The organism is Nocardia wallacei, from assembly GCF_029868745.1.
Taxonomy (GTDB): Bacteria; Actinomycetota; Actinomycetes; order Mycobacteriales; family Mycobacteriaceae; genus Nocardia; species Nocardia wallacei_B.
This window is the reverse complement of the sequence record NZ_JARWOP010000354.1, coordinates 62,326-80,028: the sequence shown is the minus strand read 5'-3', so window position 1 is coordinate 80,028 and position 17,703 is coordinate 62,326. Positions and strand designations below refer to the sequence as shown.

The window sequence follows — 17,703 nt, the reverse complement described above, 5'->3', positions numbered from 1 at the left end:
CAGCAGGGCACTCGCTGGAATTCCACTCGGCGCTGCCGTCAACGCATACGTCAACTGGGATGATTGGAAATATCACGGGAAGCCGGGTGATGAAGCCATCGCGAACGCAGCAGGCGGCACCGCCGGAGGGTGGGCGGGTTGGGGGCGTCTCGGCCGGCGCGGGGGGGCCGGCGCGGCGGGGGGCGCGCGCCCCCGATTCTGGACTCGCACGGGTTGACCATGTGGGCGTACTCGGTGCTACTGGCCCTGGGGCGTGGCCCGGCTCGCGGTCAGGGGGTGCTGGCGGAGGAGATCGGCGCGGACAAGACTCGCATCATCCCGATCCTCGACGACCTGCAGGAGCGCGGCCTGATCGAACGCCGGCCGGACCCGGCGGACCGGCGGGCCAAGCTGCTCGCGGTGACCGCGCGCGGACGCACCCTGGCGCGTGCCGCGCAAGCCGACATCCAAGCCATGGAGGAGCGGCTACTGAGCCGGCTGTCGACGGCCGACCGGCGCGGTTTTCTCAGCGCCCTCGCCACCCTCGCCGACCTGCCGCGCGACGACCTCGTCGGCGGAGACGTCACGTCGGAGTGACGCAGTTGATCTCGGTGCGGAATCGGTGACGACCGGTGTACCGGTCGCGCCCGCTGCCGGGGATCGCCATTGATCCCCCGTGGTTCGCCGTTGAACCTTTATCCCGTATGTTCCGGATCGCCTGAGCGGCTCCACTTGTTACGACGGGGCGGGGCCGGAAAGTTCATCGGCCGGCCCGAAATTCACGCGCGGGTCAGCGCTTACGGCCGGGCAGGCGAATGGTGAGGGGCGCCGGGTCACGCAGTTGGACGCGCTCGCGCGGCGCGGCGATCAGCACGACGGCGCCGGCCACCGGCAGCAGCAGGGCCGCGATCAGGCTGAAAACGTAGTTGCCCGTGGACATCTCGGCCGGTTTGTGCGCGAGGTGATAGATCAGGTGCGGCACCCCGAAGACCAGCCAGCCGAGTCCTGCGGCGCGGGCGAGCAGGCTGTCGCCGTAGTACAGCGCCGCGGCGGAGACGGCCGCCAGCGCCAGGAAGAACGCGCCCACGTCCGCGGACAGGTGCTGGTTGAACGGACCATCGGCGGCGACCCAGTTCAGGCCGAGGCCGGGATAGGCGCGGAACCACGTCGCCGGCGCCACGACCGCCCACAGGCCGGTGATCGCACCCGCCAATGCCAGGAGCCACAGCCCGATGGTCGTGATCAGCCACCGCCGCCGGTTGACGTCCAGCCGCATCCGCACCCGCAAGTTGTCGCCCGCACGCTGGACCGAGATCCGCATGGGATCCTCCCGTTCGCCGCCCCGCCACATCGGATGCTGCCCACCGTAAACCGGACATTCGGTGTGGACAAGGGGGTGGGCGAACGGTCCGGCGCGTCAGGGCGCCGGGGTCAACTCGCGAGAGCCGCCGGAATGGTGCGCGCCACGCTCCTTCAGGACATCCAGCAACGGCACGGCGGCCTCGATCGCGGCCGCCTCGTGGTCGAGCAGGACATCGCCGCCCTGGGCGCTGACGATCGGTGTGTAGGGATCGGCGACGAATTCCTTACCGAGCAGTTCCCGGAGTACGGCCACCCCGCAGAACGGCACATAGTGCGGGCTGTAGCCGCCCTCCTGAACGAAGGCGATCCGCCCGTCGCAGAGCTGGGCAGCGAGGTGCAGCAGTGCGCGGGTGAGCTGCTGGAAGCCGCTGCTGGTAACCATCTGGCGAGCCAGCGGGTCGAGGATGCTCGCGTCGAAACCCGACGCGACGAGCACGAGTTCCGGCCGGAAGGCGCGTAGCGCCGGCGCCACGACCCGATCGACGGCATGCAGGTAGGCCGCGTCGCCGCTGCCCGGCGGGAGCGGGATGTTGAGCGCGGCTCCTCGGAGCCGGCGACTCGTCAGGCCGCCGGAGGTGAATCGTCCTTCATCGACTGACGAAGTTGCTCCATGGAGACACACCGGCGACCGCTTCGCAACCGGGGGCCTCAGCTCTCGATCGGGTCGATCTTCGCGTCGTCGGGCCCCCAGTAGGCGCGCATGCTCGTGATGCGGCCCTCGTCGTCGAACTCCATCACGTCGATCGGGGAGAGCGTCATGCGTGTGCCGCCCGCCTCGGTGATCAGTGTGAAGGAGACCGCGGCGTGCCGGCCGTTGACGCGGACGGCGTCCAGTTCGGTCTTGCGCTGGACCTGTGCGAGGGCGTCGTAGAGTTCGCCGATGGCGGCGTGCCCGCGGCGCGGCTCGCTGCCGATGGGGTCCTCCACGACCGCGTCGGGGGCGTAGAGGGCCAGGATGTCCGCGGTCGGGCCGGTGGCCACCAGCTGCACGTACCGTTCGACCGCCGCGCGGATCTGCTGCGCTGCCATGCAAACTCCCACTGAATTGAAACGTGTTCTAGTGGCGCAGCGTAGCACCGTTCGCGGCCGCGGTGTCCGGTAGGCGCAGCCGGTGTGCCCCGGTGTAGACGTTCATGGTGTCGCCGCGCAGGAACCCGGCGAGGGTGAGCCCGGACTCGTCGGCCAGGTCGACGGCCAGCGAACTGGGTGCGGATACGGCGCCGAGTACGGGGATCCCGGCCATCACGGCCTTCTGGACCAATTCGAAGGAGGCGCGGCCGCTGACGATCAGGACGAGATCGTGGGCGGGCACGCGGTTTTCGCGCAACGCCCAGCCGATCACCTTGTCCACGGCGTTGTGTCGGCCGACGTCCTCGCGCACGGCGAGCGCGTGGCCGTCGGTGGTGAACAGGCCCGCCGCGTGCAGGCCGCCGGTGGCGTCGAAAACCGACTGGCGCGAGCGCAATTCGCCGGGGAGCCCGGCGAGGATGTCCGTGTCGAGCAGCGGACCCGCGGCGGGCAGGGGGAATCGGGTACGGGTGCGGACCTCGTCCAGCGCGGTCTTGCCGCAGAGGCCGCAGGCGCTGGTGGTGAGGAAACTGCGGGCGGGAACCGGTGTGGGCGTATGCAACTGGATGTCCAGCACGTTGTAGGTGTTCTGCCCGCTCTCGTCGGTGCCCGCGCAGTAGCGGGCTGAGACGATATCGTCGCGGGAGCCGATGATGTTCTCGCTCAACAGAAATCCGTGCGCGAGATCGATATCGCTGCCGGGTGTGCGCATGGTGACGGTGAGGGAACGCCCGTCGACGCGCAGTTCGAGGGGTTCCTCGACGGCCAGGGTGTCCGGCCGCCGGATCTGCCCGTCGGGCGTGAGTCGAAGTGTCTTCCGTCGTGCGGTAACTCTGCTCACTGCGTGGCCTCGATGTCCCTCATCGGGTGTGTGAATGACGTTCCAGGCGGACGGTCACCGCCTTGGAGACCGGTGTGTTCGATCGCTCCGCCACGTGGTCCAAGGGGACCAGCGGATTCGTCTCGGGGTAGTAGGCGGCGGCATTGCCGCGCGGCGTCGAGTAGCCCACCAGCCGGAATCCCGTCACGCGGCGCTCGATGCCGTCGGTCCATTCCGTGACCAGATCCACCAGGTCGCCGTCGGCGAAGCCGAGCGCGGTGATGTCGCCGGGATTGACCAGCACCACCTTCCGGCCGTGGTGGATGCCGCGGTAGCGGTCGTCGAGACCGTAGATGGTGGTGTTGTACTGGTCGTGACTGCGCAGGGTCTGCAGGATCAGTCGGCCCTCCGGCACCGGCAGCCAGCGCAGCTCGTTGACCGCGAAATTGGCCTTGCCGGTGGCGGTGCGGAACTCGCGGGCGTCGCGCGGCGGGTGCGGCAACTGGAAGCCGTTGCGCTGCCGCACCTTTGCGTTGTAGTCGGCGCAGCCGGGGACGACCCGGGCGATCGCGTCGCGGACGCGGTCGTAGTCGCGCCGGAACTCGTCCCACGGCACGGGATGGCCGGGACCGAACAGCTCGCGCGCGAGTTCGCACACGATCGCGACCTCACTGCGCAACTGCGAGCTGACCGGCCGCAGCCGCCCGGTCGACAGATGCACCATCGACATCGAATCCTCCACCGAGACACGCTGTTTGGCGCCGTCGGGGGACAGATCCTCATCGGTGCGGCCGAGCGTGGGCAGGATGAGCGCGGTCCGGCCGTGCACCACGTGGCTGCGGTTGAGCTTGGTCGAGACGTGCACGGTCAGCTCGCAGCTGCGCAGCGCGGCCTCGGTGATCTCGGTGTCGGGGGTGGCGGAGACGAAGTTGCCGCCCATGGCGACGAACACCTTCGCCCGGCCGTCCCGCATCGCGCGAATGGAATCGACGGTGTCCCAGCCGTGTTCGCGCGGGGAACGGATACCGAACTCGGAATCCAGTGCGGCCAGGAAGGTTTCGGGCATCTGCTCCCAGATGCCCATGGTGCGGTCGCCCTGCACGTTGGAGTGTCCGCGCACCGGGCAGACGCCCGCGCCCGGCTTGCCGATCATGCCGCGCAACAGCAGCAGGTTGGTGGCCTCCTCGATGGTGGGCACGCCGTAGCGCTGCTGGGTCAGGCCCATCGCCCAGCACATGATCGTGGCCTTCGACTCCGCCAGCAGCGCCGCGGTGTGCTCCAGTTCGGCGCGGGTCAGGCCGGTGGCCTCCTCGACCACGTCGAGATCCACTGCGCGCAAATGCTTTTCGTATGCCTCGTAACCGGCGGTGTGGCTTTCCACGAAGGCACGGTCGACCACGGCGCCGGGAGCGCGGTCCTCCGCCTCCAGCAGCAGCTTGCCCAGGCCCTGGAACAGCGCCATATCGCCGCCGAGCCGGATCTGCAGGAAATCGTCGGCGATGCGCAATCCGGTGGTGTAGCCCTTCACGGTCTGCGGGTCGCGGAAACCGAGGAGGCCGGCCTCGGGCAGCGGGTTGACCGCGATGATCCGCGCGCCATGCTTCTTCGCGTGCTGCAGTGAGCTGAGCATGCGGGGGTGGTTGGTGCCCGGGTTCTGCCCGGCGATGAGGATCAGGTCCGCCTTCGGGAAGTCGTCGATCGATACCGAACCCTTGCCGATGCCGATCGAGCTGGTCAGCGCCGCGCCGGAGGACTCGTGGCACATGTTCGAGCAGTCGGGCAGGTTGTTGGTGCCGAACGAGCGGGCCAGCAATTGGTAGAGGAACGCGGTCTCGTTGGCGGTGCGGCCGGAGGTGTAGAACAGTGCCTCGTTCGGGCTGTCCAATGCGCGGAGCGTGTCGGCGATGAGGCGGTACGCCTCCTCCCACGCGATGGGGGAGTAGTGCGTGTCGCCCGGGCGCAGCACCATGGGTTCGGTGATGCGGCCCTGCTGACCGAGCCAATAGCCGGACTTGGTCGCCAGCTCGGCGATCGAGTGCTCGGCGAAGAACTCCGGTGTCACCGTGCGCAGCGTGGCCTCTTCCGCGACGGCCTTGGCGCCGTTCTCGCAGAATTCGGCGACCCGGCGGGGGCCGGTGGGGTCGGGCCACGCGCAACTGGGGCAGTCGAAGCCGTCGCGCTGGTTGAGCCGGGCGAGGGTACGGCCGGTGCGAATCAGGCCCATCTCCTCGACGCCGCGATCCAGCGCGACAGCCACGGCGGTCAGTCCGGCCGCCTCGCGCTTGGGCGGGGTGACGGTGAGTTCGGCTTCGTCGATGTCCTGTGTCGGCGCCTTGCGATGCATGACTGTCTCGTCCTCCTGCCTACGACGGATCCGTCGATCGAACCGGGTGTGACCGGCGGGGACCAGTGGCGACACAAACCGTCCCAGGTGGTCGAGCTTACGCGGTATGGTGCCGGGGACCGCGCACCGAGGACCGGAGAACGACGAGGAACTATGCACAGCATTTCGAGGATTACGGTCGGGCGGGCGAGCACGGTGGCCGCGGGAGCGGTCGCCGCCGCGGCGCTCGGGCTGCTCGTGGCCCAGCCCGCCGACGCGTCGGTGACCAGGCTCGGCGCCACACCCGATCTGAGCGTCGGCGTGGCGACGAACTACGGCACCGGCTGCCGCTACACCCTGCAGGCGTTCGTGGACGACCCCGCCGCTCCGGTTACCTTCTACGACAACGGAGTTCCGGTCGCCCGGGTCCGCCCCGCCGGCGCCTACGCGCTGACCGGCTGGGTCCCCGCCACCCAAGGCCCGCACACCCTGACCGCGGTCCAGGACGGCCAACCCGCCGAACTCCCACCCGCCCCCCTGGGCCTGCGAGTCGGCCAAGGCGTCCCCCTCGGCTTCGGCTGCGGCGTCTTCGGCGGCTGACACCCGCCAGCTCAGGTGCTCGACGGCACTGCCTTGCTTCCCGCACGGCGCCACACCGGTGGTGAAGAAATCATTCGAAGCCGAGCCGAGTTGTCGGCAGAATGCCCGGCCATGGAGCGGACATTCGAAGCGTTGCTGGCGGAAGCGGAGTCGGCGCCGGTGGCGGGTTGGGACTTCTCCTGGCTGGACGGGCGGGCTACCGAACAGCGACCGTCCTGGGGCTATCAGCGCTCGATGAGCGCGCGGCTCGCGACCGCGACGGCCGCACTGGACATCCAGACCGGCGGCGGTGAAGTTCTCGCCGAGGCCGCGGCGTTTCCGCCGACGATGGTCGCCACCGAATCGTGGCCGCCGAACATCGCCAAGGCCACGGCGCTGCTGCACCCCCGGGGCGCGGTGGTGGTCGCCGATGCGGACGAGCCCCCGCTGCCGTTCGCCGACGCGGCGTTCGATCTGGTGACGAGCCGACATCCGGCGACCGTCCAATGGCACGAGATCGCCCGGGTGCTGCGGCCCGGCGGCACCTATTTCGCCCAGCACGTCGGCCCGGCCAGCGTATTCGAACTGGTCGAGTATTTCCTCGGCCCGCAACCCGCGGCCCGGCGCGAGCGCCACCCCGACGACGAGGCCGCGGCGGCCCGGGCGGCGGGGCTCGAGATCGTGGACCAGCGACATGAGCGGCTGCGGATGGAGTTCTACGACATCGGTGCGATCGTCTACTTCCTCCGCAAGGTGATCTGGATCGTCCCCCGCTTCACCGTCGAGGTCTACCGTGACCGTCTCCGCACCCTTCACGACCACATCGAGCGGCGAGGCTCCTTCCTCGCCCACTCCTCCCGCACGCTTATCGAGGCCCGCAAACTCTGAATTTCTCCGCGTTCAGACCCTCGATCGGCATGGGGCACTACGTCCTCGGCCGGGGGATGGGAGCGGAATTCGGGTGGGGGAGGGCGGGAAAGTGGGTGCGGTTCTGGGGGAATGGAGGGGCTGGTGGTGGGGTGGCGAAGGCGGGGCTTCGTGGGGGTGGGGTCGGTTAGGGTTGCCTGGTGATCAAGGTCGTCTACGAGGCGTACCCCCAGCAGGCCGGGCTCGACGAGCCGGCTCCCGGCTATCTGCGCTCCGAGGATCCGCTACAGATTGCCGAGCGGCTCGCGGACGTGGGTTTCCAGACCGGGCATCTGACCGGTGCGCGGTGGACCAAATCGGAACGGAACTACACCTACACGGCCACGGTCGTGGAGTCCGACGGGTCCCGGACCGCCGCGGCCGCCGAGATCAACACGTATCTGAAGGCGACCGAGGTGCAGCAGGACGTCCGCCGCGTCCTGTACGCGTACGTGATCCACCAGGACTGTGGCGACGGACCCGTCAGCCGCGCCGACGCGCTGCGCGTGGCGGGCAGCGAAACGGCGCTCGAGGCACTGATCTACCTGCACCAGCGTTCCGACGATGTCGGCGTCGAGGAGATGCTGCACTCGGGCCTCGACGTCCTGGCCCTCCTGCACGCCGAAAAAGACTTGGGCTTGCGGGAATCCGACTAGGACAATGCCCGGGTGACGATGCGGCGGATTTCGGTGGTGGGGAACTCGGGATCGGGCAAGAGCACGCTGGCGCGGCGGATCTCCCGACGGCTGGGCATTCCGTATGTGGAGTTGGACGCCATCCACCATCAAGCGGACTGGACCGCGATGTCGCCGCCCGAGTTCCGGTCCGCGGTCGCGCAGCGGATCGCCGGGGACTCGTGGGTGGTCGACGGCAACTACCACGGCAAACTCGGCGATCTGGTGTGGCGCCGGGCCGATACGGTGATCTGGCTCGACCTACCACGGTCGGTGGTCATGAGGCAGATTGTCATGCGGACGCTGGGCCGCGCACTTACCCGCCGCGAACTGTGGAACGGCAATCGGGAGCGCTGGCGGGACATGTTCTCTCGCGACCCGCAACGTTCGGTGATCCTGTGGGCGTGGCAGTCCCACGGCCGGTATCGCACGCGCTATCTCGCCGCGCAGGCCGACCTCGCCGACCGCGGCGTTGAATTCGTCCGGCTCCCTTCACATCACGCCGCCGCCGCATTCCTCGACCGGCTCGGCTAGCGGCCGTTCACTGCTCGAGCAGGAACTCCTTGGCCGCGTCGAGGATCTCCTGTGACAGCTCGTCACCGGCGGTGGCGCGGGAGAGCAGAAGGGCGCCCGCCATCACCGACAACTCGACGAGGACCGCGCGATCGTCGGCGGGGTGTTCGCCGTATTCGGCGAGCTTGCCCAGCATGTTGCGGATGCCGTCGAGATAGGCCGCGCGCAGCGGGCTGTCCGACCCCGCGCGCCCGATATCCCCGGCCAAGGCGGCGATCCCGCACCCGCGCCCGGCGGCATCGCGGTGTGCGGCCGACAGGTACCGGCCGATGAACGCGCGCCGGGCCGCCGCACCGTCCGTGCTGTCTCCCCGGATCTCGTCCATTTCGCGAATTTTCTCGGTGTAGGCGGCCGTGCACGCCTGCGCGATCAAATCCTCCTTCGAGTCGAAGTGCCGGTAGAAGCCGCCGTGTGTCAGCCCGGCGGCCGCCATCACCTCGGGCACGGTCACCGCGGCCGTGCCGCGTTCCCGTACCCGCGCCGCGGCCGCGTCGAGGACCTGCCTGCGGTGCGACTCCGCCTGTGCCCGAGTCGTTCTCGGCACGTTTACCCCTTCCGTCGGTCCGTCGCGCGCCCGCTGCGCGCGATCGGCGCTTCCAGTCTTGCGCATCCCGTTAGATGATGAGCATAATCTAAAAATCCACTACGACGCGGAAGAGATGACACATGAGCACAATCGAGGGCGCGGTCGCGCTGGTGACGGGCGGTCAGCGCGGACTCGGGCAGGCATTCGTCGACGAACTGCTGCGCCGCGGCGCCGCCAAGGTCTACGCGACCGCGCGGACGCCCAAGCCCGCCGACGATCCACGGGTCGAGTCGTTCGCGCTGGATGTCACCGATCCGGCCGCCGTCACGGCCGCGGCGGCGCTGGCGCACGACGTCGAGATCGTCGTCAACAATGCGGGCGTGCTGCATCCGGCGCCGCTGCTGACGGCCGAAATGGCCGATGTGGTAGCCACTTTCGAGACCAACGTCTTCGGCCCGCTGCGGGTCGCCCAGGCGTTCGCGCCGGTGCTGGCGGCCCATGGCGGCGGTGCGCTGGTGGATATCCATTCGGTGTTGTCGTGGGGTGCGGGCGCGGCGGCGTACGGCGCGTCCAAGGCGGCATTCTGGTCGCTCACCAATTCGCTGCGACTGGAACTGGCCGCGCAGGGGACCCAGGTGGTCGGGGTGCACCTCGGCTTCGCCGATACCGATATGGTCCGGCCGCTCGCGGTCGACAAGATCGACCCGAGCCAGGTGGCCGCGGCGGTCTTCGACGGTGTCGAGGCCGGTGAGACCGAGGTCCTGGTGGACGAGGTGACCCGGCTGGTGAAGGCGGCACTGGCCGGGCCGGTCGAGAATCTCACGCTCCCGATTCCCCGCTGAGACTGTCGCGCAACGCATTACGGAAAGACGAGAGGGCACTCCGATGCCGCTGTGGCATATCTATCATCCCGCGAACACCTACTCGGACAAGGACAAACAGGATTTCGCCGCGGACATCACCGAGTTCTACACCGGCTTCGGACTGCCCGCGTTCTACGTGGTCGTCCTGTTCGAGGAGGTCGCGGAGTCCGCGTTCTACGTCGGCGGACAGCCCGCGGCCGACACGGTGCGGATCGTCGTGGAACACCTGGCGCGTCACCTCGACGACCCGGAGCTGCGCAAACGCTCGACCGCGCGGCTCAACGCCATCATGGAGCCCTACACGCGAGATCGCGGACTGCACTGGGAGTTCCACACCTACGAGTCGCCGCGCGACCTCTGGATGATCGCGGGGCTCGTTCCGCCCGGCCCCGGCACCGAAGCCGAAAAGGCTTGGGCCCGAACGAACAAGCCCGCTCCCTACTGAGCGCGGCTACCGTACGGTCGCGACCTCCGCTGCCGGCTGGTCGGTGGTCGCGCCGCGCGGCTCCGGCCGCAGGCCCGCGAGCGCGGCGAGAACCGTTGCGGCACAAGCGCCCGCGCCCACCCAGAAGGCGATGCCGAACTGCCGCTCCGCGGGCAGCGGCAGGTGGGGGAGCAGCTTCGCGGTCAGCAGGGTCGTGATGACGGCGCTGCCCAGCGAACTGCCGACCGTCCGGGAGATGGAGTTGATCCCGTTGGCGATGCCGCTCTGATGCTGCGGCACCGCACCCGCGATGAGCGCGGGCATGGCGGCGTAGGCCAGGCTGATTGCCACGCCGACGACCACACCGCCCCCGATCACCGACGCGGCGGCGGAGTGGGCGAGAGCCAGCCAGGCGAATCCGGCGACGCCGACCAGTCCGGCGAGCACGAGCACCGGTCGGCCGCCCAGCCGGCCGACCAGGATGCCGCCGACCGGCGCCGCCACCATCGAGGCCAGCGCGGTCGGCAGCAGATACTCCACCGACGCCCGCAGGATCGAGGCCTCGAAGCCGTACCCGGTGAGATGCTCTGGCATCTGGGCCAGATACGAAATGCCCATGAACAGCAGGAACATCGCGAAGCCGACGAACATGCCGGCCAGGTTGGTGAACAGCACCGGGCGATGGGTGAACATCCGCAGATCCACCAGCGGCGCCGCCACCGTCCGCTCGACGACCACCCACGCCACGGCGAGCGCGGCCGACGCGGCGAGGCAGCCCAGCGTCGCGGCCGACGTCCAGCCCCACTCGTGACCCTGGGAGATCGGCAGGAGCAGTAGGACCAGGAATCCGCCCAGGGTGATCGCGCCGGGCAGGTCCACGCTGCCCGGATGCCGCACGCCGGTGGCCGGCACCGCGACCGCGGCCGCGAGCAGCGCGAGCACCGACAGCCCGGCGGTGAACCAGAACACGACGTGGTAATCCGGATCGCCGCCCTTGGTCAGCAGTCCGGTGGCGACCAGCCCGAGGCCGCCGCCGAAGCCGAGCGTGCCGCTCACGATGGCCATCGCGTGGTGCAGCCGGGCGGCCGGAACCGCCTCGCGCAGCATCGCCAGCGCCAGCGGGAAGATCGCCGTCGCGACGCCCTGCAGCGTCCGTCCGACCAGCAGCGTGCCGAGCGAGCCGGCCAGTGCGGAGACGGCCGAGCCGACCGCGGCCACCGCCAGCACGCCCAGCAGCGTGGGCTTCTTGCCGTACAGGTCGCCGACGCGGCCCAGCAGTGGCGTGCACACGGCCGCCGACAGCAGCGTCGCGGTGGTCACCCAGCTCACCGAGGTCGTCGAGACGCCGAGGTCGGTGGCGATCAGGCCGAGGATCGGCACGGCCTGGGTCTGCATCACCGTCACGATCATCGCCGCGAAGGCCAGGATGCCGGTCAGCAGCGAGCCGTTGCGTTCCGCCACGGACACCTCCAGAAGCTTGAAGCAGAATATGTTTGAAGTCCTCAAGTATCTAAGGGTTCAAAGATCGTGGTTGTCAATCGCGGCGGTAGGATCGGCGCTATGACACCGGGCACAACGCAGAGTGCGCTCGCGGTGCTGATCTCGCGATTCGTGTCCGCGTACCTGCACGACTTCCTCACCGCGGCGGAGGGCCACGGGCTGACGCTGACGCAGGCGAAGCTGCTGCTGGCGCTCAACGAGCCACCGGCCGAACTCCCCATGCGGGTGCTGGCCGGCCGGCTGGCGTGCGACCCGTCGAATCTGACCGGGGTCGCCGACCGGATGGAGTCGCGCGGACTGGTCCGGCGCACGGTCAACCCGTCCGATCGCCGGGTGAAGTACCTGGCCGCGACGGACGCGGGCCGCGAACTGGCCGAGCAAATTCGCGGCTCACAGGTGCGCGCGTACAAGGCGCTCGCCGAGCTGTCGCCGGAGGAGGAGCGGCTGCTCGAAGGCATGCTGGAGCGCCTCGTGCCCAAGCTGGAGGCGGAGGCGGACTAGTCGCTCAGGCGGTGAAACGTCCTGTGGCCAAGGCGTTGTCGCGGTGCCGGTCGGGGAAGCCCGGCCCCAGTCGCGAGAACACCTCGCCGTGCCGCAGCGGCTCGTGGCAGTGGGAACAGACCACCTCGGCGTGCGTGTCGTGGTCGCAGCTCTCGTGGTGCAGGACCACCGGCGGGCCCGCCTCGGGCGCGACCCAGCGGTCGCCCCAGCGCATCACGGCCAGCAGTACGGGGAAGAAGTCCTGGCCCTTGTCGGTGAGCCGGTACTCGTAGCGGGCCGGGCGTTCCTGGTAGCGGACGCGCTCCAGCATGTCCTCCTCGACCAGCCGGGTCAGGCGCTGGGTGAGGACGTTGCGGCTCAAGCCCAGGACTCGCTCGAAGTCGTCGAAACGCGTTGTGCCGTAATAGGCCTCGCGCAGTACCAGGGGCGTCCACCAGTCGCCGATCAGGTCGACGGTGCGGGCGACGGAGCAGGGCCAGTTCGCGAAGGTCGTGCGCTTCATGCGGGTACCGTATCGAGCCGGGCGGGGACGTACTTGTGCCACGGTGTGCCGACCCATTCGTCGCGAGAGTCGTACTCGGTCAGCTCGTTCGGAGCCGCGCCGCTGGTGAGCACCGTGCCGTCGGCGTCGAATACGGTGAGCCCCAAGCCGTTCGGCAGGGCGAGGTGACCGGAGCGCATCCGGTCGGTGGGTTCCACGGGCACCTCGGTGCTGCCGCGGCGCGTGGTGACGCGCACGAGATCACCGGCGGACAGGCCGAGTCGCCGCGCGTCGGCCGTGCTGATGCGCAGCGCGCCGCCACCGTCGCGTTTGCGCCAGCTCGGGTCGCGCATGATCGTGTTGGCCGTGAAGGCACGGCGTTCACCGGCGGCCAGGACGAACGGCCAGTCCTGCTCGGCGCGCGGCTCCGGGAGATCGGCCACGACCGCGAGCAGTTCGGGGATGTTCAGCGTAATCTTGCCGTCCCGCAGGCGATTCCAGGTCTCCTCGACGGTGTCGTCGGTGATGACCACGCCGTGCTTCCCGGTCAGGATCGCCTCGAACAGGCGCTCCCCGGCCGCCAGGCCGGTGCCGTATCCGGCGCGCTCGACGCCCGTCGGGTTCTTGCGCGCGCAGTTGTAGGCGGCGGCCCACAGCAGCGCGGCCGCGTCGGCGCCGTCGGGGAGGGTGGGGCCCAGCGTCCGATACAGCAGTACCGGTGCGAGTTTGGCCTTGCGCCGGTCGGCGAGGATGCCCAGGAAGGCCATGGCGAACGCCTCGCGGCCCTGGGCGAGCGCTTCTCGCAGCGGGGCGTAATCGTCCTCGGTCAGCGCGCCGGACGCCTCGACGAGACGGGCGTGGATCTCCGGTTCCGGCAGCACATTCGGCGGTGCCGGCAGTACCGGATGCCGTAGCTGGAAGATGTTGCGCGGGAACTCGAAGTTGAAGAACGTCGCCTCGTACTTCTCGAACTGGGTCGGCGCCGGGAGTATGTAGTCGGCCAGCCGCGCGGTCTCGGTCATCGCGATGTCGATCACGACGACCAGGTCCAGGGCGGCCAGCGCCTCTCGCATCCGCGCCGAATCCGCCAGCGAATGCGCGGGATTGGCGCTCTCCACCACCATGGCGCGATACCGGGCCGGATGATCGGTGAGGATCTCCTCGCTGATCACATTGCACGGCACCAGGCCACTGACGATCCGCGCGCCGGCCACGGGGCTGCGCGGCCCGGCGTCGGCGGGATGGCCGCGGTCGTGCCCGAGCGCGACGAGGCCCGAGAAGGCGTACTGGGTCCCGGATTTGCCGAGATTCCCGGTGAGCAGCCACACCAGTTTCTCGACATAACTGACCACCGTCGAGTAGCGGTTCATCTGGACACCGAGGTCCTCCAAGGCGGCGACGGACTCGGCGCGAGCGATGCGGCGCGTCGCGGTTGTCACCAGTTCGAGGTCGACATCGGCGATGGCACAGTACTTTTCGATGGGCACCGTGCGCAGCACGGCGAGCACCTCCTCGACGCCGTCGGCGTGCTCGGCCAGCCAGTCGTGCGCGATGAGATTGTCGCGCAGCAGGATCGCGGCCATCGCGGTGAGCAGGTAGACGTCGGTGCCGGGGCGCAGTTGCAGGTGGAACTCGGCCAACTCGGCGGTCTCCGTGCGCACCGGGTCGAGTACGACGATGGAGCGGCCCGGGTCGCGGGCGATCTCCTTCAGCACCGCGCGAGCGCGCGGGAAGCCGTGCGACTGATACGGATTCTTGCCGACGAACAGGGCGACCTCGGCGTGCTCGACATCCGCGCGCACCGGGTGCCCGGCCATGCGCGCGCCCACCCAGAAGTCGCCGGTCTTCTCCTGCGCCAGCGCGCTGGAGCGGTAGCGCATGCCGTAGGCGGCCATGGTCGCCGGGGCGTAGCCGCCGCCCAGATGATTGCCCTGGCCGCCGCCACCGTAGTAGAAGATGGACTCGCCGCCGTGTTCTGCGCCGATCCGGAGCATCCGCTCGGAGATCTCGGAAATCGCGGTGTCCCAGTCGATTTCCTCGAAGGTGCCGTCCGGTCGGCGGCGCAGCGGCGCGGTCAGGCGACCGGTGCGGCCGTTCTGGTAGTGGTCCAGCTGGAGTGCCTTGTTGCAGGTGTAGCCCGCGGAGGCGGGGTGCAGCTTGTCGCCGCGGATCTTCTCGAAGGAACGGCCGTCGGGTCCGACCAGGACCTGAATGCCGCAGTTGCACTCGCAGAGGATGCACGCGGTGGGCTGCCACTCGGTCATGGAGGGAGCGTACGCCGGTAAGTTCACAAACGCTACCCACTGAATCGAGGCCCGGCCCGACTCAGCGGTCGGCCAGCAGCAGGGCGGTGTCGCCGAACTCGTGCCACAGGTAGCCGGTGTCCAATGCCGTGCGATAGGCGGCGGCGACCGTATCGGCCCCGGCTACGGCCTCGAGGAGGTCGAGGTGTGAGGCGCCGGGCTCGTGCCAGCCGGTGATCAGTCCGTCCACCGCGCGGGCCGGGTGTGCCGCGCCGAGGACCAGATCCGTCCAGCCGCTTCGGGGGCGTACCCGGCCGTCGGGGCCGGTGGCCGATTCCAGGGCCCGGGTGACCGTGGTGCCGACGGCGATGACGCGGCCGCCGGTCGCGTGTGTCGAATTCACCAGTCGCGCGGTACTTTCCGGGACCGAGAAGCGCTCGGGGCTCGGTGGCTCACCGGCTTCGGGAGAGGAGACGCCGGTGTGCAGGGTGATGGGAGACAGTCATCGCGCCACCGCCAGATCGGAGGCCACGTATCGCCCGCTCGGCGGCCGGGTGTCGATCAGGTGCAGCAGGGCCGGGACGACCGTGTCGGGCTCGGGGCGGTCGGAGATGTCCTCGCCGGGGAATGCCGCCTGGTGCATGGCGGTGCGCATATCGCCCGGGTCGAAGCTGTAGACGTGCAGGTCCGGGTGCTCGGCGGCGACGATCGCGGTGAGGTGGTCCAGCGCCGCCTTCGACGCGCCGTAGCCGCCCCAGCCCGGGTAGGCGTTGACCGCGGCGTCGGAGCTGATATCGACCACGATGCCGTCGGTAGCGTGCAGTCGCGGTAACGCCGATTGCAGAATCGCCAGCGGCGCAACCACATTGGTGTGCAGCACGGTGGCGAACTCGGCGAGTGGATAGTCGGCCAGGCGTGGCATCGGGCTGGGGCCGAGCGCGCTCGCGTTGTTCACCACCAGGTCCAGCCGATCCAGTTCGCCGAGGACGGTGGCGAGGCGGGCGCGATGGGCGGGGTCGGCGACGTCGCCGGCGATCGCGATGGCGCCGGTCGCATCGCGGACGCGGACGAGCGGGTCGAGGCGGCGGGCGGTGAGGACGAGGTCCCACCCGCGTGCGGCCAGTGCCAGCGCCGTCGCGCGGCCGAGGCCCGCGGAGGCTCCCGTGACGAGAGCGGTCTTAGGAGGGTTCATGACTCCATCGTTGGACCTGAACCATACTTCAGGTCAAGGAGGCCGATGAGTTCAGGTGACCGTCGGCCACGACCGAGGAGCGACCATGACCTACACCTGTCAGGTGTGCGCGGCCGGGCCGGGTCCCGATGGGGCCTCCGCGAAGGCCGCTCGAGCGGCCGCGAGCGCCGCCGCGCGATCGGAGTCGACCAAGCCGATGCGGGTGCGGCGGTCCAGCAGGTCGTCCTCGTGCAGCGCGCCCTCGTGAGTGACCGAATAGGCGAATTCGGCTCGCAACACGTCTATTCCGGGCGCCACGGGCTCGGCGAGCGCCGGATTCTCCCGGGCCGATCGGAGAATCTCCGCGGCCGCGGCGCCGTACCGTTCGATCAGCACCGGCGGCGCGGCGAGACGGTCGCGAGTCGCACCGGATACCGCCCCTATCAACGGGATCCGCTTGGTGACGCAGGGGGAGGCCGACAATCCGGCGGCGGCCACCGCGGCGTCGACGGCGTCCTCGGCCATCTTGCGGTAGGTGGTGAGTTTGCCGCCGACGACGGTGATCGGCCCGCCGGGAGAGTACAGCACCGCGTGCTCGCGGGAGATGTCGGCGGTACTGTCGCCGGAGGTGCGCAGCAGCGGGCGCAGACCCGCGAATCGGCCCCGGATATCGCCGCGGTGCAAGGGCTTTCGCAATACCGTGTTGACGGTGTCGAGCAGGAAATCGATCTCCGCGTCGGAGGGTTCCGGTTCGTCGGGGACCGGTCCGGGGGCGTCCTCGTCGGTGAGTCCGAGGTACACGCGCTGGTGCGCGGCCGGGAAGGCGAAGACGAAACGGCTGGTGCTGCCCGGGATCGGCACGGTCAGCGAGGCGCTCAGGCCGCCGAATGCGGCCGCGTCGAACACCAGGTGGGTGCCGCGGCTGGGGCGCAGCTCGATGCTCGGATCGAGCTGGTCGGCCCAGACGCCGGTGGCGTTGACAACCGAACGGGCTCGGACGGTGAGGGTTTCGCCGGTCGAGGCGTCGTGCAGGACGGCCGAGTCGCCCGTGACCTGTTGCGCCCGAACGCGGGTCAGTACGGACGCGCCGTAGGCGGCGGCGGTGCGGGCGATCGTGACCACCAGTCGGGCGTCGTCCACCAGCTGGCCGTCCCAGGCGAGCAGGCCGCCGCGTAAACCGTTGCGGCGCAGTGTCGGAGCCAGTCGCAGGGCCTCGGCGGCGGCTATCCGCCGCGACCGGGGGAGTACCGCCGCGGGCGTGCCGGCGCTGCGCCGCAACACATCACCCGCCGCGAACCCGGCCCGCACCAGCGCCCGCTGCGCCGCGCCGACCTCCGGCAGCAACGGCACCACCTGCGGGAGGGCTCGGGTGAGATGCGGCGCGGTGGTGGTGAGCAGCACGTCGCGCTCCACCGCGCTCTCGTGCGCGATCCCGACGCCGCCGCTCGCGAGGTACCGCAACCCGCCGTGCACCAGTTTCGAACTCCACCGGCTCGTACCGAAGGCCAGATCATGCTGCTCCACCAGCACGGTCCGCAGCCCCCGGCTCGCCGCGTCCAGCGCCGCCCCGACACCGGTGATCCCGCCCCCGATCACCAGCACATCCACGACCCCGCCGTCCCCGAGCGCCCGCAGCTCCCGCTCCCGCCGCCCGGCATTCAGCGCCGAATCCCCGAAACCCGCTGCGGTCCGGTGCATCCCATCGCTCCG

The 17,703-nt window shown here is 69.9% G+C and carries 19 protein-coding genes and 1 pseudogene; 8 read left to right on the top strand and 12 right to left on the bottom strand.

All coding sequences use genetic code 11. From position 1 onward, the window contains the following. Positions 1–219 precede the first annotated feature (219 nt). Positions 220–576, top strand: coding sequence for a MarR family winged helix-turn-helix transcriptional regulator (locus QH470_RS32990; RefSeq protein ID WP_425302826.1), 357 nt, complete (start codon positions 220–222; stop codon positions 574–576). A gap of 193 nt (positions 577–769) precedes the next feature. Here QH470_RS32990 and QH470_RS32985 read toward each other — a convergent pair whose 3' ends face one another. The 5 genes from QH470_RS32985 to QH470_RS32965 form a co-directional block, all read right to left on the bottom strand. After that, positions 770–1,300 carry a hypothetical protein gene (locus tag QH470_RS32985; protein ID WP_280276288.1) on the bottom strand — a complete coding sequence of 177 codons (531 nt, stop codon included), beginning with the start codon at positions 1,298–1,300 and terminating at the stop codon, positions 770–772. A gap of 96 nt (positions 1,301–1,396) precedes the next feature. Beyond that, entirely contained in the window at positions 1,397–1,963 is a 567-nt protein-coding gene (locus tag QH470_RS32980) for an arginase family protein (protein WP_280276287.1), read from the bottom strand. 26 nt (positions 1,964–1,989) lie between these two features. Beyond that, complete coding sequence (locus tag QH470_RS32975; protein ID WP_280276286.1) at positions 1,990–2,370, bottom strand: nuclear transport factor 2 family protein; 381 nt, start codon at positions 2,368–2,370, stop codon at positions 1,990–1,992. A gap of 28 nt (positions 2,371–2,398) precedes the next feature. Continuing rightward, complete coding sequence (gene fdhD / locus QH470_RS32970; RefSeq protein ID WP_280276285.1) at positions 2,399–3,250, bottom strand: formate dehydrogenase accessory sulfurtransferase FdhD; 852 nt, start codon at positions 3,248–3,250, stop codon at positions 2,399–2,401. A gap of 19 nt (positions 3,251–3,269) precedes the next feature. Next, a complete protein-coding gene (locus QH470_RS32965; RefSeq protein ID WP_280276284.1) occupies positions 3,270–5,573 on the bottom strand; it encodes an FdhF/YdeP family oxidoreductase in 2,304 nt (767 codons plus the stop codon). Positions 5,574–5,726: 153 nt separating this feature from the next. Here QH470_RS32965 and QH470_RS32960 point away from each other — a divergent pair, with 153 nt between their 5' ends. The 4 genes from QH470_RS32960 to QH470_RS32945 all read left to right on the top strand — a co-directional run bounded on the left by QH470_RS32960 (position 5,727) and on the right by QH470_RS32945 (position 8,245). After that, positions 5,727–6,152 (top strand): hypothetical protein, encoded by a 426-nt coding sequence (locus tag QH470_RS32960; RefSeq protein ID WP_280276283.1) that lies wholly within the window; start codon positions 5,727–5,729, stop codon positions 6,150–6,152. 111 nt (positions 6,153–6,263) lie between these two features. Further along, complete coding sequence (locus tag QH470_RS32955) at positions 6,264–7,019, top strand: class I SAM-dependent methyltransferase (protein ID WP_280276282.1); 756 nt, start codon at positions 6,264–6,266, stop codon at positions 7,017–7,019. A gap of 179 nt (positions 7,020–7,198) precedes the next feature. Next, on the top strand, positions 7,199–7,693 hold the full coding sequence (locus tag QH470_RS32950; protein ID WP_280276281.1) for a hypothetical protein: 495 nt from the start codon (positions 7,199–7,201) through the stop codon (positions 7,691–7,693). 18 nt (positions 7,694–7,711) lie between these two features. Then, on the top strand, positions 7,712–8,245 hold the full coding sequence (locus QH470_RS32945; protein WP_425302825.1) for a P-loop NTPase family protein: 534 nt from the start codon (positions 7,712–7,714) through the stop codon (positions 8,243–8,245). A gap of 7 nt (positions 8,246–8,252) precedes the next feature. Here the strand turns inward: QH470_RS32945 and QH470_RS32940 are convergent, their stop codons facing one another. Next, complete coding sequence (locus QH470_RS32940) at positions 8,253–8,828, bottom strand: TetR/AcrR family transcriptional regulator (protein WP_280276279.1); 576 nt, start codon at positions 8,826–8,828, stop codon at positions 8,253–8,255. A gap of 122 nt (positions 8,829–8,950) precedes the next feature. On the opposite strand from QH470_RS32940, the gene QH470_RS32935 reads away from it, so the two are divergent. After that, positions 8,951–9,652, top strand: a complete 702-nt coding sequence (locus QH470_RS32935; protein ID WP_280276278.1) for an SDR family oxidoreductase — start codon at positions 8,951–8,953, stop codon at positions 9,650–9,652. Between the two features lie 43 nt (positions 9,653–9,695). Then, positions 9,696–10,118, top strand: coding sequence for a tautomerase family protein (locus QH470_RS32930; RefSeq protein ID WP_280276277.1), 423 nt, complete (start codon positions 9,696–9,698; stop codon positions 10,116–10,118). Positions 10,119–10,124: 6 nt separating this feature from the next. Here the strand turns inward: QH470_RS32930 and QH470_RS32925 are convergent, their stop codons facing one another. After that, entirely contained in the window at positions 10,125–11,564 is a 1,440-nt protein-coding gene (locus tag QH470_RS32925; RefSeq protein ID WP_280276276.1) for an MFS transporter, read from the bottom strand. Between the two features lie 93 nt (positions 11,565–11,657). Between QH470_RS32925 and QH470_RS32920 the strand changes: the two genes are divergently transcribed. Continuing rightward, positions 11,658–12,098 carry a MarR family winged helix-turn-helix transcriptional regulator gene (locus tag QH470_RS32920; protein WP_280276275.1) on the top strand — a complete coding sequence of 147 codons (441 nt, stop codon included), beginning with the start codon at positions 11,658–11,660 and terminating at the stop codon, positions 12,096–12,098. Positions 12,099–12,102: 4 nt separating this feature from the next. Here the strand turns inward: QH470_RS32920 and QH470_RS32915 are convergent, their stop codons facing one another. The 5 genes and pseudogenes from QH470_RS32915 to QH470_RS32895 all read right to left on the bottom strand — a co-directional run bounded on the left by QH470_RS32915 (position 12,103) and on the right by QH470_RS32895 (position 17,691). Next, on the bottom strand, positions 12,103–12,600 hold the full coding sequence (locus QH470_RS32915) for a winged helix-turn-helix transcriptional regulator (protein ID WP_280276274.1): 498 nt from the start codon (positions 12,598–12,600) through the stop codon (positions 12,103–12,105). Then, on the bottom strand, positions 12,597–14,843 hold the full coding sequence (locus QH470_RS32910; protein WP_280276273.1) for a molybdopterin-dependent oxidoreductase: 2,247 nt from the start codon (positions 14,841–14,843) through the stop codon (positions 12,597–12,599). The genes QH470_RS32915 and QH470_RS32910 overlap by 4 nt, the downstream gene beginning before the upstream one ends. A 61-nt stretch (positions 14,844–14,904) precedes the next feature. Beyond that, positions 14,905–15,324, bottom strand: a pseudogene (locus QH470_RS32905) (S-adenosylmethionine:tRNA ribosyltransferase-isomerase); the annotation flags it as partial. Further along, positions 15,325–16,014: an SDR family NAD(P)-dependent oxidoreductase gene (locus QH470_RS32900; RefSeq protein WP_280276272.1), complete on the bottom strand. Its 690-nt coding sequence runs from the start codon at positions 16,012–16,014 to the stop codon at positions 15,325–15,327. Positions 16,015–16,113: 99 nt separating this feature from the next. Continuing rightward, a complete protein-coding gene (locus tag QH470_RS32895; protein WP_280276271.1) occupies positions 16,114–17,691 on the bottom strand; it encodes a glycerol-3-phosphate dehydrogenase/oxidase in 1,578 nt (525 codons plus the stop codon). Between the last annotated feature and the right edge of the window lie 12 nt (positions 17,692–17,703).

Bases quoted from the DNA above. Each gene is read 5' to 3' on its own strand.
- QH470_RS32990 (WP_425302826.1), top strand. From the start codon at position 220: ATGTGGGCGTACTCGGTGCTACTGGCCCTGGGGCGTGGCCCGGCTCGC.
- QH470_RS32985 (WP_280276288.1), bottom strand. From the start codon at position 1,300: ATGCGGATCTCGGTCCAGCGTGCGGGCGACAACTTGCGGGTGCGGATG.
- QH470_RS32975 (WP_280276286.1), bottom strand. From the start codon at position 2,370: ATGGCAGCGCAGCAGATCCGCGCGGCGGTCGAACGGTACGTGCAGCTG.
- QH470_RS32965 (WP_280276284.1), bottom strand. From the start codon at position 5,573: ATGCATCGCAAGGCGCCGACACAGGACATCGACGAAGCCGAACTCACC.
- QH470_RS32960 (WP_280276283.1), top strand. From the start codon at position 5,727: ATGCACAGCATTTCGAGGATTACGGTCGGGCGGGCGAGCACGGTGGCC.
- QH470_RS32955 (WP_280276282.1), top strand. From the start codon at position 6,264: ATGGAGCGGACATTCGAAGCGTTGCTGGCGGAAGCGGAGTCGGCGCCG.
- QH470_RS32945 (WP_425302825.1), top strand. From the start codon at position 7,712: ATGCGGCGGATTTCGGTGGTGGGGAACTCGGGATCGGGCAAGAGCACG.
- QH470_RS32935 (WP_280276278.1), top strand. From the start codon at position 8,951: ATGAGCACAATCGAGGGCGCGGTCGCGCTGGTGACGGGCGGTCAGCGC.
- QH470_RS32930 (WP_280276277.1), top strand. From the start codon at position 9,696: ATGCCGCTGTGGCATATCTATCATCCCGCGAACACCTACTCGGACAAG.
- QH470_RS32920 (WP_280276275.1), top strand. From the start codon at position 11,658: ATGACACCGGGCACAACGCAGAGTGCGCTCGCGGTGCTGATCTCGCGA.
- QH470_RS32915 (WP_280276274.1), bottom strand. From the start codon at position 12,600: ATGAAGCGCACGACCTTCGCGAACTGGCCCTGCTCCGTCGCCCGCACC.
- QH470_RS32910 (WP_280276273.1), bottom strand. From the start codon at position 14,843: ATGACCGAGTGGCAGCCCACCGCGTGCATCCTCTGCGAGTGCAACTGC.
- QH470_RS32900 (WP_280276272.1), bottom strand. From the start codon at position 16,014: ATGAACCCTCCTAAGACCGCTCTCGTCACGGGAGCCTCCGCGGGCCTC.
- QH470_RS32895 (WP_280276271.1), bottom strand. From the start codon at position 17,691: ATGCACCGGACCGCAGCGGGTTTCGGGGATTCGGCGCTGAATGCCGGG.